Here is a 15218-nt window from a genome sequence, read left to right as displayed (position 1 = left end):
TCCTTAAAGAACCGGCGTCGGCAGCGGCCGGCCGGCGAAATGGGCCGACAGGTTGTCGAAGACGAGCTGGCCCATGGCCTTGCGCGTCTCCACCGTGCCGGAGGCCATGTGCGGCTGGAGCAGCACGTTGTCGAGCGCGAGGAAGCGCGGGTTCAGGTTCGGCTCGCCCTCGAACACGTCGAGCGCGGCCGAACCGAGCGCCTTGCTTTCCAGTGCATCGAGCAGCGCCGCCTCGTCGATGTTGGAGGCGCGCGAGATGTTGATCAGCATGCCCTCGGGCCCCAGCGCCTCGATGACCTTCCGGCCGACGATGTGGCGCGTCTCGGCCGAGGCGGCAAGCGTGACGAAGAGGAAATCCGAGCGTTCGGCAAGCGCTACCGGATCGGCGATGAAGGTCCAGTCCCCGGCAAAATCCTTCGGGCCGGTATCGCTGTAGGCGATGTCCATGTCGAAGCCGGCGAGACGCTTGGCCACCTCGTAGCCGATGCGGCCGAGGCCGAGCACGCCGGCGCGCTTGCCGTGCACGCGGCGCTTCAGCGGATAAAGGCCCTTCGTCGCCCAGTCGCCGCTCTTCACCCACGCCTCGCCGCCGATCACGCCGCGCGCCGCGGCCAGCATCATGGCGATGCCGAGATCGGCGACGTCCTTGGTCAGCACGTCCGGCGTGTTGGTGACGCGGACGCCGCGCTCACGGGCGGCGGCAAGGTCCACCGCATCATAGCCGACGCCGTAGACGGAGATCACCTCCAGCTTCGGCAGCGCCTCGATCAGCGCCCGGTTCGCCCCAAGCTCGCCGCGCGTCGCGATCCCGCGGATGCTCCCCCCACGCTCCGCCAGGAACGCCGCCTTGTCCGAAGCCTCGAAATACCGGTGCATCGTAAAGGCCGCGTCCAGACGCTCCTCGTCCCACGATGGGTAAGGGCCGACTTGCAATAACTCGATCTTCGGCATGGGGGCTCCTTCGGGGAAGTTTTGTTATCGATAACATAATCCGCTTCGAGGAAATGTCCAGCCCTATTTTACCTCGCTATGCCGTGCAGAAACCGCCCCAGCGGCGTGACGCTCGCCTCCTTCCGCATGGCCGGCTCGCCCTACCTCTCGCTGAAGAGCGCCGCCGCCAAGGCCCGCACCGTCGCCTCCATCGGCGCGGATGCGGCCTGAACGGTCCGCGTGGGGATAATGCAGCCTCCGCGCCGGGGCTGCTTGCGAAGGGACAGCGCGCTGCGCTACGCTATGGTAACGATAACGAGGCAGGAATATGCGGAGCGGCAAGGCCCCCACCATGGCGGACATAGCCCGGAAGACGGGCGTTTCCCCCATGACCGTGTCACGTGCCTTCAAATCCGGCAGTCTGATCAACAAGGATACCCGGGACGTGATCCTGAAGGCGGCCGAGGAGCTCGGCTACGTCTTCGATTCCACCGCTTCCAATCTCAGGTCCCAGAAGACGGATTTCATTGCCGTCACCATACCCTCCATCAACAATGCGAACTTCGCCGACACGGTGGGCGGGCTTTCCGAGACGCTGAGCGCGCAGGGGTTCCAGATCCTACTCGGCTATACCAACTACGACACCGAGGAGGAGGAGCGGTTGATCGAGCAGCTCCTGCGCCGCAAGCCGCAGGCAATCGTCGTCACCGGCGGCAAGCACACCGCGCGCGCGCGAAAAATGCTCGAAAAAGCCAATGTGCCCGTGATCGAGACCTGGGACGTGCCGGCCGATCCGATCAGACATTTCGTCGGTTTCTCGAACGCGGATGCCGTACGCAGCATGGTCGATCATTTCGTGGCGGTCGGCTATACCCGCATCGCCTTCATCGGTGGTGATGCTAGCCGCGATACGCGTGGCAGCGACCGCCGCCTCGGCTTCATCGCCGCGCTCCGCGACCATGGCCTCGATGCATCGCGGCTGATCGATGCCGGCGCGCCGCCGATCTCGATGCGGGAGGGCGCCAATGCCATGGCGCGGCTGCTTGCCGAGTATCCCGATACGGACGCGGTGATCTGCGTCTCTGACCTATCGGCCTTCGGCGCGCTGACGGAATGTCAACGCCGCGGCATAGAAGTGCCGGAGCGCATCGCCATCGGCGGTTTTGGCGATTACGAGATCGGCGGTATCAGCGTGCCCGCCCTGACCACGATCGATGCCCGGGCCCGGGAGATCGGCGAACGCACCGGCCACCTGATCCTCGACCTTATCGACGGCCGGGCCGACGTCACCCACATCACCATCGAACCGGAGCTGATCGTGCGCGGCAGCAGCCGCTGATAAGTCCTTTATCGCACTTTTCTGTCGATCTGCGATGCGGAAGAAAAAGGCCCGCCACTGGGGCGGGCCAAGTCGCTCGGGGAGTAACCGAGCGGGGGATATAAGTTTGCCGAACTTTCATCCCGACTGGGAGTTGGCACGTTTACCCGCAGCGGCGAGGGCGAGTCCGGCGAGCACAAGGGTCACGCCTGCGGCGAACAGCAGTCCCAGCTTGTCACCGAACAGAAACGCGCTGGCGCCGATGCCGAAGACAGGCTGCAGGTATTGGACGCTCGCGGCGATGCGGGCGGGAACGACCTTCAGGAGGTGGAGCCACAGGATCAGCCCGATCACGGTGACGACGACGCCGAGATAGATGATGGCCGCCAGAGCCTGCGCCGTGATGTCGACAGGCTGCCGGGCCATTTCCCAGCCTGCAAGCGGCAGGACCGTCACCAGCCCGACGAGCATGTTCCATGCCGCCACGGGCATCAGGCCGTACTTCTCCGTCAGTTCCGCGCTCCAGATGTAATAGGCCGCGATGCCGGAGGACGAGATCAGCATGAGGACGACCCCGGAGACCGTCGTCCTCGACATGTCGTCGACACCCGGCCCGCTGCCGACGGCGACAAGGGCGATCCCGAAGAAGGCGGCCAGGAGGCCGCTCCATTGCAGCGGCGTGACCGGCTGCCTGAATCGGATGGCGGCCAGGATGACGATGAACAGCGGGATGGTTGCCGAAAGGATGGTCGCAACGGAGGACGACGTGCCTTGCACGCCGAAGGACTGCGCGACGTTGCCGAGCGTGATGCCCATGACGCCGAGGCCGATGATGGGAAGAACTGCCTTTGCGGGAACCCGCAGTTCCCGTCGAGCCAGGAACATCATGAGCGGCACGGCGACCATGAAGCGGAGCGCCGTCAGTGTCATGGGGGGAATGCTGCCGAGGCCGAGCTTGGTGATCGGGATCGACAGCCCCCACATCAGCGCCAGCAGGAACATGGCTCCGACGCTCCTCATCGAGAGGGAGCCTGTCGAGGTGAACGGTTGCGGCGTGACGGTTACGTCAAGGGAATTCTGTGACACTTCCAGGGCCTTGCGGATTGGCACTCGCTTGCGACTGTGTCATGTGTAGGCCGGGATTTACCCGTCCGACAAACCATTTGTTCTCACAGGACGCGTGATTTCAGATCACGCATATGCCCATGGCCGACCAGCTTCCCCCGCTCCAGACGCTCCGGGCCTTCGAGGCAACGGGCCGGCGCCTGAGCATGACGTTCGCCGCACAGGAGCTTCACCTGACCCACGGTGCCGTGAGCCGACAGATCAAGGCGCTGGAGGATTATCTCGGCGTGCCGCTCTTTCGCCGTCTGACCGCAGGATCGAACTGACCGAAGCGGGGCAGGCCTTCTTCAGCACCGTGACGCGGCTCTTGTCGGAACTGGCGCGTGAGGCGGAGGCGTTGCGCCGAAGGAACGACACGTCCCGTCTGGTCGTCAATTGCAGCGTTTCCTTTGCCAGCAAGTGGTTGACGCAGCGCCTTCACCGCCTGATGGCAACGTCTCCGGACCTCGACATCCATCTGGAAGTGACCGATGCGCCCGTGGATTTCGCGGCAGGCCATGTCGACGTGGCGCTGCGCTACGGAGACGGCGATTATGCCTTCGCGGCAGCCGAGCGCATCATGAACGAAACGGTCTCTCCGGTGTGCTCTCCGGACTATCGCGACCGGATGGGCGGGCTCCATGCGATGGACGATCTGGCGAAATGCCAGCTCATCCATGAGATCGGGATGACCACGACATGGGAGCGGTGGTTCGCGATGATGGGGCTTCCGTATCCGGGCAGGCGCGGCCCCGGATACAGCCATGGCAGCATGTCCATCGATGCGGCCGTCCGCGGGGTGGGCGTCGCGCTCGGCCGGAGCGTCCTCGTCGCGGAGGACCTTGCCGCCGGCCGCTTGATACCGCTCTTCCCGCAGGCGAAGCTTGAGGTCGCATGGGGCTACGACCTGATCTACAAGATCGGCAATCAGGATCACCCGAAGGTCCGCGCTTTCCGGGATTGGATTTTGCGGGAGGTACGGGAGTTCACGCGAAGCATGCAGGGCTGACGCGGGATCCGGATGTCGGCCTCGTTCAGGCCGGCCCGTCCGCGGGTCAGGCTTCGAGATAGGACGAAATGATCGCCGCGATCTCGGCCTGCGGATCGCCGGCGGCCTGCGGCTCTTCCGGCAAGGTCCCGGTGCTTTGGCTGCCGGCGGTGCTGAAGGCCGTCGCCGAAGCGCCGGAGCCGCGCGGCAGGGCGTCGATCTGCGCCGAGGTCATCGCGGAGAGCTGGCCGGGCGTGAAGGCGTTCGCCTGCTCGGCGGTAAGTCCGGCGAGCGCTGCCGTGCTCAGCCCCGAGATGGCATTCGCGCTCAGCGCGAGGATGTGCTCCACGGAGAAGGTGCCGAGGTCGTCGGCCCCGAGGGCGGCGGCCTGCGTTGCCGTCAGCGCGCCAACCTGGTCGGTCGAGAGCGCCCCGACCTGCGTCGCGCTCATGGCGCTCACCTGGCCGTAGGTGAGGGCTGCGATCTGGCCTGTGGTCAGCGCCGCCACGCTCTCCGTCGAAAGCGCGCCGACGACCGCGGAAGAGAGACCCTTGATCGCGGCGGCGCTCATCGCCGCAAGTTCCTCGGTCGAGATCGCCTGCATCTGCGCCGGGGTGAGGCCGGCCGTGCCCGGCACGCTCAGCGCGGCGATCTGGGCAAGCGAGAAGGCTTCGAGCTGGTCGACCGAGAGCGCGGCCACCTGGGCGCTGCCGAGGCCGGCGATCGCCGCCGTGCCGAGCGCGGCGATCTCGGCGTCCGAAAGCGTCGCCACATAGCTTGGCGGCAGGCCCTTGATGGCGTTCGCGCCGATCGCCGCGAGTTTGTCCGTGGAGAAGGTGTCGAGCGCTTCGCTCGAAAGGCCGCCAAGCGCCGCCGCGGTCAGCGCCGCGATCTGGCTCGTGGAGAAGGCCTCGGCCTGCTCGAAGGTAAGGCCCGCGGCCTGCATGCCGGTAAGGCCGGCAATGCCGCTTGCGCTCAGCGCCGCGACCTGTCCCGGCGTCAGGGCCGCGATGTCCTCGACGGCAAGCGCCGCCACCTGCCTTGAGGTGAGCGCCGCGACCTGCGCGGTGGAAAGGGCGGCCACCTGGCCTGGACTGAGCGCCGCGATCTGGCCCGTTGTCATCCCGCCGATGCCGTCGGGGCTGAGGGCCTCCATCTTTTCGGGAGAGAAGCCGGCGAGGATCGCCGCCGACAGGCCGGAGATCGCCACCGCGCTGATCGCTGCGATCTCGGCGGTCGAAAACAGCGCGATGTCGCCGGAGTCGAATGCGGCGATCTGGCGCGAGGTGAAGGCGCCGATCTGCGTGGCGGTGAGCGCCTCCACCTGGTCGGCATTGAGCGCGGCGATCTGTTCGCTCGACAGGCCGGAGACGCCGGCCGTGCCGAGCGCGGCGATCTGCGCGGTCGTGAGCGAGGCGATCATGCCGGTCGAAAGGCCGAGGATCGCCCGCGGGCCGATCGCGGCCATGTCGTCGGCCGAAAACAGCGCAAGGTCATCCGCGCCGAGCGCCGCGATCTGCCGCGAGCTCAGCGATCCGACCTGCGTGCTCGTCAGGGCTTCCGCCTGCAAGGTGCTCAAAGCCGCGATCTGGTCAGTGCCGAGCGCTGCGATGCCGGCCGTGCTGAGGGCCGCGACCTGCTCGGGGGACAGCAATGCGATGTCGTCGGTGCCGAGGGCGGCGACCTGGGTGGAGCCGAGAGCCGCCATCTGCAGTGTCGTCAGGGCCTCGAGCTGGTCGCCGTTGAGGGCGGCGACCTGGGCGCCCGTCAGGCCGGCGACATTGATCGCGGCGACTTGGGCCGTGGTGAGGGCGGCGATCGCCGCTGTCGGAAGGCCCGCGACCGCGCGCGAGCTGATCGCGGCGATTTCGGCGGGCGTGAAGGTTTCGAGGTTCGCGGTGCCGAGCGCGGCGATCTGCGACGAGTTCAGCGCGGCGATCTGCGCGCCCGTCAACGCCTCGGCCTGGGCCGCAGAAAGGGCGCCGATCTGCGCGCCCGTTAGGCCGGCGATGCCTGCCGTGCCGAGGGCCGCGATCTGCTCGGGCGAAAGCGCCGCAATGTCGTCCGTGCCGAGGGCCGCCACCTGCCTGGAGCCGAGAGCGCCGATCTGTTCCGGGGTCAGCGCCTCGATCTGCGCGGTCGTAAGGGCCGCGATCTGGTCGCTCGTCATGCCGGAAAGGCCGGCCGGGCCGAGCGCCGCGATCTGGCTCGTCGTCAGCGAGGCGAGCATGGCCGTCGACAGGCCCGAAATCGCGCCCGAGCCGATCGCGGCCATGTCGGCAACGGAGAACGTGCCGAGCTTGTCCATGTCCAGCGCGGCGATCTGGCGTGCGCTGAAGGCGGCGACCTGCGCCGGGGTGAGGGCTTCGGCCTGCGCGGTCGTGAATGCGGCGACCTGCTCGGGGGAGAGGCCGGAGATGGCCGCCGTGCTGAGCGCGGCGACCTGCGCGGGCGAAAGCGTCGCGATATAGTCCGGTCCGAGAGTGGCGATCTGCCGGGCGCCGAGCGCGCGGACCTGCTCCGGCGTCAGCGAATCGAGCTGCTCGCTGGTAAGCGCCGCGATCTGCCGGGGCTCCAGCCCGCCGATGACGGCGGTGCTGAGGGCGGCGATCTGGGCCGTGGAGAGCGAGGCGATCGCCGCCGTCGAGAGGCCGGCGATAGCTTCCGCGCCGATGGCGGCGATCTCCCGGGTCGCGAAGGTGGCGATCTCGTCGGTCGAGAACGCGGCGAGTTGCGTGGCGCTCAGGGCGCCGATCTGGCCGGTCGTCAGCGCTTCGGCCTGCGCCGCGTTGAGCGCGGTGATCTGCTTCGTGGTGAGCCCGGCGATGCCGGTGGAGCTCAGGCCCGCGATCTGTGCCGTCGAAAGGGCCGCGATGGCGTCGGTCGAGAGGCCGGGCATCGCGCCCGACGTGATGGCGCCCATCTCCTGAACGGAGAATGTGGCGATGTCGTCGGGCCCCAGGGCGGCAAGCTGCCCGGAGTTCAGCGCGGCGATCTGGACCTTGGTGAGCGCCTCGGCCTGGGCGGTGCTCAGGGCCGCGATCTGCTGGGTGGTCATGGCACCGATGGCGGCGGCGCTCAGGGCCGCGATCTGCGCGGTCGAGAACGACGCGATCGTCGCCGCCGACAGGCCGCGGATCGCGCTGGAGCTGATCATCGAAATATCCTTCGTGGAGAAGGCGGCGATGTCGTCGGTGCCGAATTCGGCGATCTGCTCGGAGTTGAGCGAGCCGACCTGGGCGCTGGTCAGGGCCTCGGCCTGGCTGGTGCTGAGCACCGCGAGCTGCTGCGAGGTGAAGCCGGCGATGCTGCCCGCGTTGAGCGCGGCGATCTGCGCTGTCGAAAGGGCGGCGATCTTGTCGGTCCCGAAGGCGGGAATCTGCGCCGAGGTGAGCGCCGCCATCTGCTTGGTGCCGAGGGCGCCCATTTGGGCCGCGCTGAGGGCGGCGATCTGGCCGGATGTCAATCCGGACACGCCGGAGGCGTTGAGCGCGGCGATCTGCGCGGTCGAAAGCGCAGCGACGTCGCTGACGTTGAGGGCGGCGACCTGTCCGGAGGAGAGCGCCCCGATCTGTGCGGTGGTGAGGGCTGCGACCTGCTCGGAGCCGAGGGCGCCGATCTGGTCGGGACGCAAACCGGCGATGGCCGCCGCGCCGAGGCTGGCGATCTGTTCGGAGGAGAGCGCCTTGATGTCATTGTCGAGCGCGGCAGCCTGCGCGGCCGTAAGCGCCCGGATCTGCGCGGTGGAAAGCTGGCTCACCTGGAGCGAGCTCAGCGCCTCGATCTGGTCGGGCGTCAGTCCCGAGAAGGCGCTCGTGCTCAAGGCAGCGATCTGCGCGGAGGTGAGCGAGGCGAAGGTATCCGGGGCGAGGCCGGAAATGGCGCTCCTCGTGAGGGCGGCGATCTGCTCGGACGAAAGCGCCCTGATGTCCTGGGGTTCGAGCGCGGAAACCTGCGTGGAGGTGAAGGCGTTGAGCTGCGTCGTGGAGAGGGCCGCGATCTGGGCGGTCGAGAGCGCCTCGACCTGCGCCGCCGTCATGCTGGCCAGCGCGGCGCGGCTGAGGGCTGCGGTCTGGGCGAGGGAAAGGCCGGCAATGGCCTCGCCGCTGAGGCCCGCGATGGCCTTGTTGGCGATCGCGGCGATGTCGGCCGTCGAGAACGTCGCGATGTCCGCCGCGCTGAGGGCCGCGAGTTGCGCGGACGTGAGGGACTTGACCTGCATCGAGGTCAGCGCCTCGATCTGCGCCGTCGTCAGCGCCTCGATCTGGTCGGGTGTCAGGCTGCCGATCACGTTCGTGCCGATGCCCGCGATCTGTGCCGTGGTCAGCGAGGCGAGGAAGGCCCCGTCCATGGCGGTGATCTGCGCCGGCGTGAGGCCGCCGATCTGAGCGCCCGTCAACGCCGCGATCTGCCCGGAGGAAAGCTCGGCGAGGGCGGTGCTGCTCAGGCCCGGAATGGCCTTGACGCCGATTGCCGCGATGTCTGCGGTGGAGAAGGTCGCAATGCCTTCCGCTCCGAGCGCCGTGATCTGCCTGGCGCTCATCGCGCGGATCTGGTCGGGCGTGAGCGCCTCGATCTGCGCGGTGCTGAGCACGCCGATCTGGCTGGTCGAGAGGCCGGCGACGACGTTCGGGCTGAGCGCGGCGATCTGTTCGGGCGTCAGGGCGGCGATGGCCGAGGTGGGCAGGCCCGTGACGGCCTTGCTGTTGATCGCGGCCATGTGGGCGGGCGAAAGCGCCGCCAACGCATCGGGGTCCATGGCGGCAAGCTGCCCGGATTTCAAGACGGCGATCTGCGTGGGCGAGAGCGCTTCGATCTGCAGGGCGCTCATCGCGCGCATCTGCGCGACCGTGAGGCTCGAAAGGGCGGCGGTGGTGAGGGCGCCGATCTGGTCGGCCGAAAGCTCGGCGATCGCGGCGCTGGCGATGCCGGAAACGGCCCGGCTGTTGAGCGCGGCGATGTCCGCCGTCGAGAAGGCGGCAAGCGCTTCCGGAGACAGCGCCGCAAGCTGTGCGGCATTCAGGGCCTTCACCTGTGCCGGCGTGAGGGCTTCGATCTGCTCCATGTCGAGGGCGGCGATCTGGGCGGATTTGAGCGCGCCGATCTGGGCGGCGGTCAGGGCCGTGATCTGGTCGGTGGAAAGCACGGCGAGCGCATCGGCGCCGAGGCCGGCGAGCGCGCCGTTCTGGATGGCCGCGATGTCGGCGCTGGAAAAGCCCTTGAGGGTGTCGGGATGCAGGGCGCCGATCTGCGCTGCCGACAGCGCCTTGATCTGGGCGGGATTGAGCGCTTCGACCTGATCCGCGTCGAGCATGCCGATCTGCTGCGTCGTGAGGCCTGCGACCGCCTTGACGCTGAGCGCGGCGATCTGCTGCGTCGTCAGGCCGGCGATGGCCTCGGGGCTGAGGCCGGAAAGCGCGCTTGCCGAAAGCGCGGCGATATCCGCCGCGGAGAAAGTCGCGATGCCGTCGCTGTCGAGGGCGGCGATCTGCTGGGCGGTGAAGCCCTTCATCTGGCTCGGCAGGAAGGCCTCGATCTGCGCGAGGCTCATGCTGCCGATCTGCGTGGCCGTGAGCCCCCTGACGGCGGCGCTGCTCATGGCCGCGATCTTGCTGGTGGAGAGCTGGGCGATGCTTTCGGTGGCAAGGGCGGTGACCTGCCGGGCGTCGAGGGCGGCGACCTGGGCGGCGGTCATCGCTGCGGCCTGTTCGGGGGTCAGCGCCGCGACCGCCGCCGTGCTCAGCCCGCGCAGAGCCTTGGTCGATATGGCGGCGAAGCTCTCGCCGGGCAGTTCCGCGATTTCTTCGGGGCTGAAAGCCGCGATCTGCGCCGCGCTCATGGCGGCGACCTGCGCCGGCGTCAGTGCCGCGGCCTGTTCGGCGCTGAGCGCGGCGATCTGCGCGACCGTCAGGCCCTGGATGGTCTGCAGGCTGAGCGCGGCGACCTGGGCGGTGGAGAATTCCGCAATCGCGCCGATGCTCAGGCCCGGCAGCGCCTTGCTGGAGATCGCCGCGATGTCCTCGGGTGAGAAGGTGGCAAGGCCATCGGCGCTGATGGCGGCGACCTGCTGCGCGGTGAGCACCTTGACCTGCGCCGGAGTCAATGCCTCGACCTGCCAGGTTTCGAGCGCGCTGATCTGCCATGGCGCTAGGCCGGTGACCGCGCCGGTGCTGAGCGCGGCGATCTGCTCTTCGGAGAAGGCCTTGACCGCTCCCTCGCTCAGCGCCGCGATCTGCGCGGGCTTCAGGAGGGCCACCTGCTCCGTCGTCATCGCCTCGATCTGTTCGGGTGTCAGGGCGGCGGCCTGGGACTGGGTGAGGCCCGCGACGGCAAGAGGGGCGAGCGCGCCGATCTGCTCGGCGGAAAGCGCGGCAATGGCCGCGTTGCTCAATCCCTGCACGGCCTTGTAGCTGATCGCGGCCATGTCTTCGGTCGAGAAGGTCGCAAGGTCCTGCGGGTCGAGCGCCGCGAGCTGGGCCGCGCTCAGCACCCGGACCTGGGACGCCGTCAGCGCTTCCGCCTGCTCGGGTGAGAGTTTGCCGATCTGTCCCGTCGTCAGGACCGCGACCTGGGCGGTCGTCAGGCTTTCGATCTGGCCGGCGGCATATCTGTTGAGCGCGCCGATCTGGTCCAGCGAGAGGCCGACGATGGCGTTTTGCGCGATCGCGCCGATCTGGCCGGCGCTGAGGATCTCGATGTCCTCCACCTCCAGCGCGGCGATCTGCCGGGACGAGAACGCGCCGATCTGGCTGGTGGAAAGGGATGCCACGTCTTCCGTCGACCAGCCCTGGATCGCCGATTCCGTGAGCTGCCGGATCTGGCTGATGCTGAGCGAGGAAACGATCGACGTCATGGCAAAGTCCTGGAAAAAGGAAACGAAAGAACACCAAATCCACGTGTTCCGGCAGCTTGCTCGATACAGGGATGAGCTTGCCTGAACCTGAAGGTACGCCTTCGTCCGCCGGGCCCGGCGACCGGCTTTCCGGCGGCCGCGTGCCGGGAGCCGGCGGCGGCATTCCTCCGCGATCCTTTGCGGAAGATCGCGGCAAGCCGCACGGCCGTGCGGGTGTCGGGACGTCAGAGGGCGGCGGAGACCTTCAGCCCCTCGTAGACGGCCTCTTCCGCCGTGCGCGGGGCGAGGCTGTCTCCGATGACATGCAGCTCCGGCACGAGGCCGTGCAGCGAGGCCGCCAGATCGTCGGCCGGCGCGTGGCCGAGACAGAGCACCAGCGTCTCCACGTCCTCGAAGAGGATCGGCTGGTCGCTGGCCGTGTGCTGCATGTAGACCGTGCCTCCGTCGCCGCCGTAGAGCCGGGCATAAGGCGTGACGCGCACGCCGATGCGGTGAAGCTCGGCGGCGATGTTGTCGCGCACGTAGAGCGGCAGAAGCTCGCCGGGATGGGTTCCGTTGACGGCGAGGTCGACGCTGCAGCCCTCGTTGGTCAAAAGCTCCGCGATGCCGGGGCCGATCCAGTCGCAGCGCCAGTCGGCGACGACCACGCGGCTGCCGGTCTTGACCCCTCTGCGCAGCACCTGCCAGGCGTCGACCACCTGGATGCTGTCGTCGATCGGGATTTCCGGCCGGTAGGGCCTTGCCCCGGTGGCGAGGACCACCGCGTCCGGCCTTTCCGCCTCCACCAGCGCCCGGTCGACGCGCACGCCGCGCTGGATGCGGACATTGGCCAGCTCCACCTCGCGGGCGAGGTTGGTGACGATGCCGCCGAACTCCGCGCGGCGGGGAAGCTGCTGGGCGAGCAGCGCCTGTCCGCCGAGCTGGCCGGCCGCCTCGTAGAGCGTCACCCGGTGGCCGCGCGCCGCGGCGACGGCGGCGGCTTTCAGCCCCGCCGGCCCGCCGCCGATCACCATCACCGATTTCGGCCGGGCGGCCGGCGCCAGCGTGCCGAACTTCAGCTCGCGGCCGGTTTCGGGATGCTGGATGCAGGAGATCGGCACGCCGCGATGGAAATGGCCGATGCAGGCTTGGTTGCAGGCGATGCAGGCGCGGATGTCCTCCGTGCGGCCCTCGCGCGCCTTATCCGGCATCTCCGGGTCGCAGATCATCGCCCGCGTCATGCCGCACACATCCGCCGCCCCGCCTGCGATCACCGCTTCTGCCTCCTGCGGCTGGTTGATGCGGCCGGTGACGAAGACGGGGATGCCGAGCACCTTGCGGAACCGCGCCGCATCGCCGGAAAGATAGGCCGCGCGATAGGCCATGGGCGGCACGATGTGCACGGCCCCGCCGAGCGAGGCCGAGGTGCCGGCGGTGATGCTGACATAGTCCAGCATCGGTTCCAGCCGGCGACAGATTTCCAGCGCCTCGTCGTCGGAAAGGCCCTGCTCGTCGCGCTCGCTGCTGCTGATGCGCATGCCGATGACGAAATCCTCAGACGTCGCCGCCCGGATCGCTGCCAGCGCCTCGACGGCGAAACGCAGCCGGTTCTCCAGCGTGCCGCCGTAGCCGTCGGTGCGGCGGTTGACGCGCGGGTTGAAGAACTGCGCCGGCAGATAGCCGTGGCTCGCCACGAATTCCACCCCGTCGACGCCGGCCGCATGCATGCGCCGGGCCGCCGCTGCGTAGCCGGCGACGATCTCGTCGATCATGCGCCGGTCGAGCGCGCGCGGCATGACGCGAAACCGCTCGTTCGGCGAAACGGACGGAGCATAGGCGACCGTCAGAAGGCCGTCGCCGCCTTCCATGATCTCGCGGCCGGGATGGAAGAGCTGCGAGAAGAGCACGCAGCCCCCGGCGTGACAGAGCTCGGCGAGCCGGCGGTAGCCGTCGATGCACTCGTCCTCGGTCGCCATCAGCATGTGCGAGGTGTAGCGCGCCGTCTCGTGCACGCCCGCCACCTGGCTGACGATCAGCCCGGCGCCGCCCTTGACCCGCGCGGCGTGGTAGGCAAGGAGCGCGTCGTTGACGAGGCCGTCGGTCGGAAGCGTCGTGTCGTGGCCGCTCGACATGATGCGGTTCTTCAGCGTCACGCCGCGGATTTTCAAGGGCTGGAACAGGTGCGGGAAAGCGGATGGCGCGTGCGCCATCGTCTCGCCGGCCAGGGCGACGTCGGTCATCGGGGTTCCTCCTCCCGTCATGCTCTTGCGGTGCAGGCGGCGTCAGACGCCGCCTGCGACCATGGTGTAGATCTTGCGGGTCTGCTCGTGGATGGTCCATTCCCCGCGCCAGCCATGCGGCAGCACGAACATCTCGCCGGCGCCGATCTGCCGGGTGGTGCCGTCGCCGTTGTGCAGGGTCACGCGGCCGCAAAGCAAGTGGCAGATTTCGGCGTTCTGGCTGCGGTCGGCCGTGAAGCGGCCGGGCGTGCATTCCCACACGCCGGTCTCCAGCTTGCCGTCCGGGCTGGTCCAGAGCGCAATGGCCGCCTCCTGCTGGTCGCCCTCAATGGAGGTCGGCTTCGGCGCGAAGGCGCCGAGGTCGAGGGAAAGGAGGTCGCCGAAACTCTCGAAACTGATCATGGGAAGGGTCCTTCAGTGGCCGGTGATGCTGTCGGCGATGGCCGCGAGCCTCGATGTGCGCGGCAGGCCGGCGGATTCGCGCTCGTCGGCGATCCGGTAGAGCTGGTACATGGCGTGCACGCCGAGCCAGCGGAACGGTTCGGGCTCCCACTTGCGCACCGTGCGGTTGACCCAGGGAAGACCCGTCAGGTCCGTCTCCCGGCCCAGCACGAGGTCGGCGAGCGTGCGGCCGGCGAGGTTGGAGGAGGAGACGCCGAGGCCGACATAGCCGCCGGCCCAGCCGATGCCGCTCGCCCGGTCGAAGCCGGCGGTCGTGCACCAGTCGCGCGGCACGCCGAGCACGCCGCACCAGGCATGGTCGATCCTGAGCGGTTTCGTCTGCGGCAGCAGGCGGGTCAGGATGCCGTGGAGCGCGTCGATGGTCGCCTGCTGCGTGCGGCCGTTGACGTCCGTTTTCGAGCCGAAGCGGTAGGGCACGCCGCGCCCGCCCATGGTGATGCGGCCCTCGCGGGTGCGCTGGGCGTAGCAATAGGCATGCGCCGCATCGCCGAGCAGTTCGTGGCCTTCCCAGCCGATCTCCTTCCAGAGCGCGTCGGGAACCGGCTCGGTGACGATCTGGGCGCTGTTGAGCGGCAGCCAGGTGCGCTCCTCGCCGGGGAATCCGGCGGTGAACCCTTCCGTGGCGCGGATGATGACCGGCGCCCGCACGGTGCCGCGGTCGGTCGCAACGCGGCCCTTCTCGAAACCGGTGACGGAGGTGCCCTCGAAGATCGCAACGCCGAGGCCCTCCACCACCCGGGCGAGCCCGCGCACCAGCTTGGCCGGCTGCACGCGCGCCATGTCGCGGATGACGAAGGCGCCCTTCACGTCGGCGATGCGGATGCGCTTTGCCGCTTCCTCGGCGGAAAGCATCTCGATACGCTCGGCCGGCATCTGCCAGTCGAGATAGAACTGGTATTCCTCGCGGGCCCGGTCGAGCTGCGGCCGGTTGGTGGCGACGGTGAGGTTGTCGACGCGCAGGATGTCGGCGTCGATGCCTTCCGCCTCCGTGACGCGGATCACCTCGTCCACCGTGCCGGCCATGGCGCGCTGCATGTCGATGACGGCGCCGCGGCTCGAGGTCTTGAGGTACTTCTCCCGCGACCAGCCGAAGCCGCCGGAGAGCCACCCGCCGTTGCGTCCCGAGGCGCCGAAGCCGGCGAATTCGCGCTCGACGACGACGACGTTAAGGGAAGGATCGGCCTTCTTGAGGTAGTAGGCGGTCCAGAGGCCGGTGAAGCCGGCGCCGATGATGCAGACATCGGCCTCGCGGTCGCCGGGAAGGGCCGGGCGCCTCTGCGGAATGCCGCCGATATCGGCATACCAGAAGGAGATGTTGCCGTTGGTCTTGACGTCCATGGGATG

Annotated in this window: 9 protein-coding genes; 3 read left to right on the top strand and 6 right to left on the bottom strand. The window is 68.6% G+C overall.

Features of this window, described 5'->3' with window-relative positions:
• Window positions 1-3 precede the first annotated feature (3 nt).
• Entirely contained in the window at window positions 4-951 is a 948-nt protein-coding gene (locus ACIIOY_RS19585; protein ID WP_411036355.1) for a 2-hydroxyacid dehydrogenase, read from the bottom strand.
• A gap of 367 nt (window positions 952-1318) precedes the next feature.
• On the opposite strand from ACIIOY_RS19585, the gene ACIIOY_RS19580 reads away from it, so the two are divergent.
• The gene (locus ACIIOY_RS19580) at window positions 1319-2269 is read left to right on the top strand and encodes a LacI family DNA-binding transcriptional regulator (protein WP_411036354.1); all 951 of its coding nucleotides are present in this window, start codon (window positions 1319-1321) and stop codon (window positions 2267-2269) included.
• Window positions 2270-2386: 117 nt separating this feature from the next.
• Here ACIIOY_RS19580 and ACIIOY_RS19575 read toward each other — a convergent pair whose 3' ends face one another.
• Complete coding sequence (locus tag ACIIOY_RS19575; RefSeq protein ID WP_411036353.1) at window positions 2387-3268, bottom strand: DMT family transporter; 882 nt, start codon at window positions 3266-3268, stop codon at window positions 2387-2389.
• 185 nt (window positions 3269-3453) lie between these two features.
• On the opposite strand from ACIIOY_RS19575, the gene ACIIOY_RS19570 reads away from it, so the two are divergent.
• Window positions 3454-3639 (top strand): LysR family transcriptional regulator, encoded by a 186-nt coding sequence (locus ACIIOY_RS19570; protein ID WP_411036352.1) that lies wholly within the window; start codon window positions 3454-3456, stop codon window positions 3637-3639.
• A 29-nt stretch (window positions 3640-3668) separates the two neighbouring features.
• The gene (locus ACIIOY_RS19565; protein ID WP_411036351.1) at window positions 3669-4361 is read left to right on the top strand and encodes a LysR substrate-binding domain-containing protein; all 693 of its coding nucleotides are present in this window, start codon (window positions 3669-3671) and stop codon (window positions 4359-4361) included.
• Window positions 4362-4407: 46 nt separating this feature from the next.
• Here the strand turns inward: ACIIOY_RS19565 and ACIIOY_RS19560 are convergent, their stop codons facing one another.
• The 4 genes from ACIIOY_RS19560 to ACIIOY_RS19545 all read right to left on the bottom strand — a co-directional run bounded on the left by ACIIOY_RS19560 (window position 4408) and on the right by ACIIOY_RS19545 (window position 15212).
• Window positions 4408-11193 carry a beta strand repeat-containing protein gene (locus ACIIOY_RS19560; RefSeq protein ID WP_411036350.1) on the bottom strand — a complete coding sequence of 2262 codons (6786 nt, stop codon included), beginning with the start codon at window positions 11191-11193 and terminating at the stop codon, window positions 4408-4410.
• Between the two features lie 224 nt (window positions 11194-11417).
• Window positions 11418-13412, bottom strand: coding sequence for an oxidoreductase (locus ACIIOY_RS19555; RefSeq protein WP_411036349.1), 1995 nt, complete (start codon window positions 13410-13412; stop codon window positions 11418-11420).
• 42 nt (window positions 13413-13454) lie between these two features.
• Window positions 13455-13814 (bottom strand): cupin domain-containing protein, encoded by a 360-nt coding sequence (locus ACIIOY_RS19550; protein WP_411036348.1) that lies wholly within the window; start codon window positions 13812-13814, stop codon window positions 13455-13457.
• 12 nt (window positions 13815-13826) lie between these two features.
• On the bottom strand, window positions 13827-15212 hold the full coding sequence (locus ACIIOY_RS19545) for an NAD(P)/FAD-dependent oxidoreductase (RefSeq protein WP_411036347.1): 1386 nt from the start codon (window positions 15210-15212) through the stop codon (window positions 13827-13829).
• Between the last annotated feature and the right edge of the window lie 6 nt (window positions 15213-15218).

Origin of the sequence: Shinella agrisoli (genome assembly GCF_046557955.1) — a bacterium.
Classification (GTDB): domain Bacteria; phylum Pseudomonadota; class Alphaproteobacteria; order Rhizobiales; family Rhizobiaceae; genus Shinella.
Note: the sequence above shows the minus strand (reverse complement) of the source record. Positions and strands in the feature narration are given on the sequence as shown.

Excerpts from the sequence above, each read along its gene's own strand:
- ACIIOY_RS19585 (WP_411036355.1), bottom strand. The coding sequence starts at position 951 with ATGCCGAAGATCGAGTTATTGCAAGTCGGCCCTTACCCATCGTGGGAC.
- ACIIOY_RS19580 (WP_411036354.1), top strand. The coding sequence starts at position 1,319 with ATGACCGTGTCACGTGCCTTCAAATCCGGCAGTCTGATCAACAAGGAT.
- ACIIOY_RS19570 (WP_411036352.1), top strand. The coding sequence starts at position 3,454 with ATGGCCGACCAGCTTCCCCCGCTCCAGACGCTCCGGGCCTTCGAGGCA.
- ACIIOY_RS19555 (WP_411036349.1), bottom strand. The coding sequence starts at position 13,412 with ATGACCGACGTCGCCCTGGCCGGCGAGACGATGGCGCACGCGCCATCC.
- ACIIOY_RS19550 (WP_411036348.1), bottom strand. The coding sequence starts at position 13,814 with ATGATCAGTTTCGAGAGTTTCGGCGACCTCCTTTCCCTCGACCTCGGC.
- ACIIOY_RS19575 (WP_411036353.1), bottom strand. The coding sequence starts at position 3,268 with ATGAGGAGCGTCGGAGCCATGTTCCTGCTGGCGCTGATGTGGGGGCTG.
- ACIIOY_RS19560 (WP_411036350.1), bottom strand. The coding sequence starts at position 11,193 with ATGACGTCGATCGTTTCCTCGCTCAGCATCAGCCAGATCCGGCAGCTC.
- ACIIOY_RS19545 (WP_411036347.1), bottom strand. The coding sequence starts at position 15,212 with ATGGACGTCAAGACCAACGGCAACATCTCCTTCTGGTATGCCGATATC.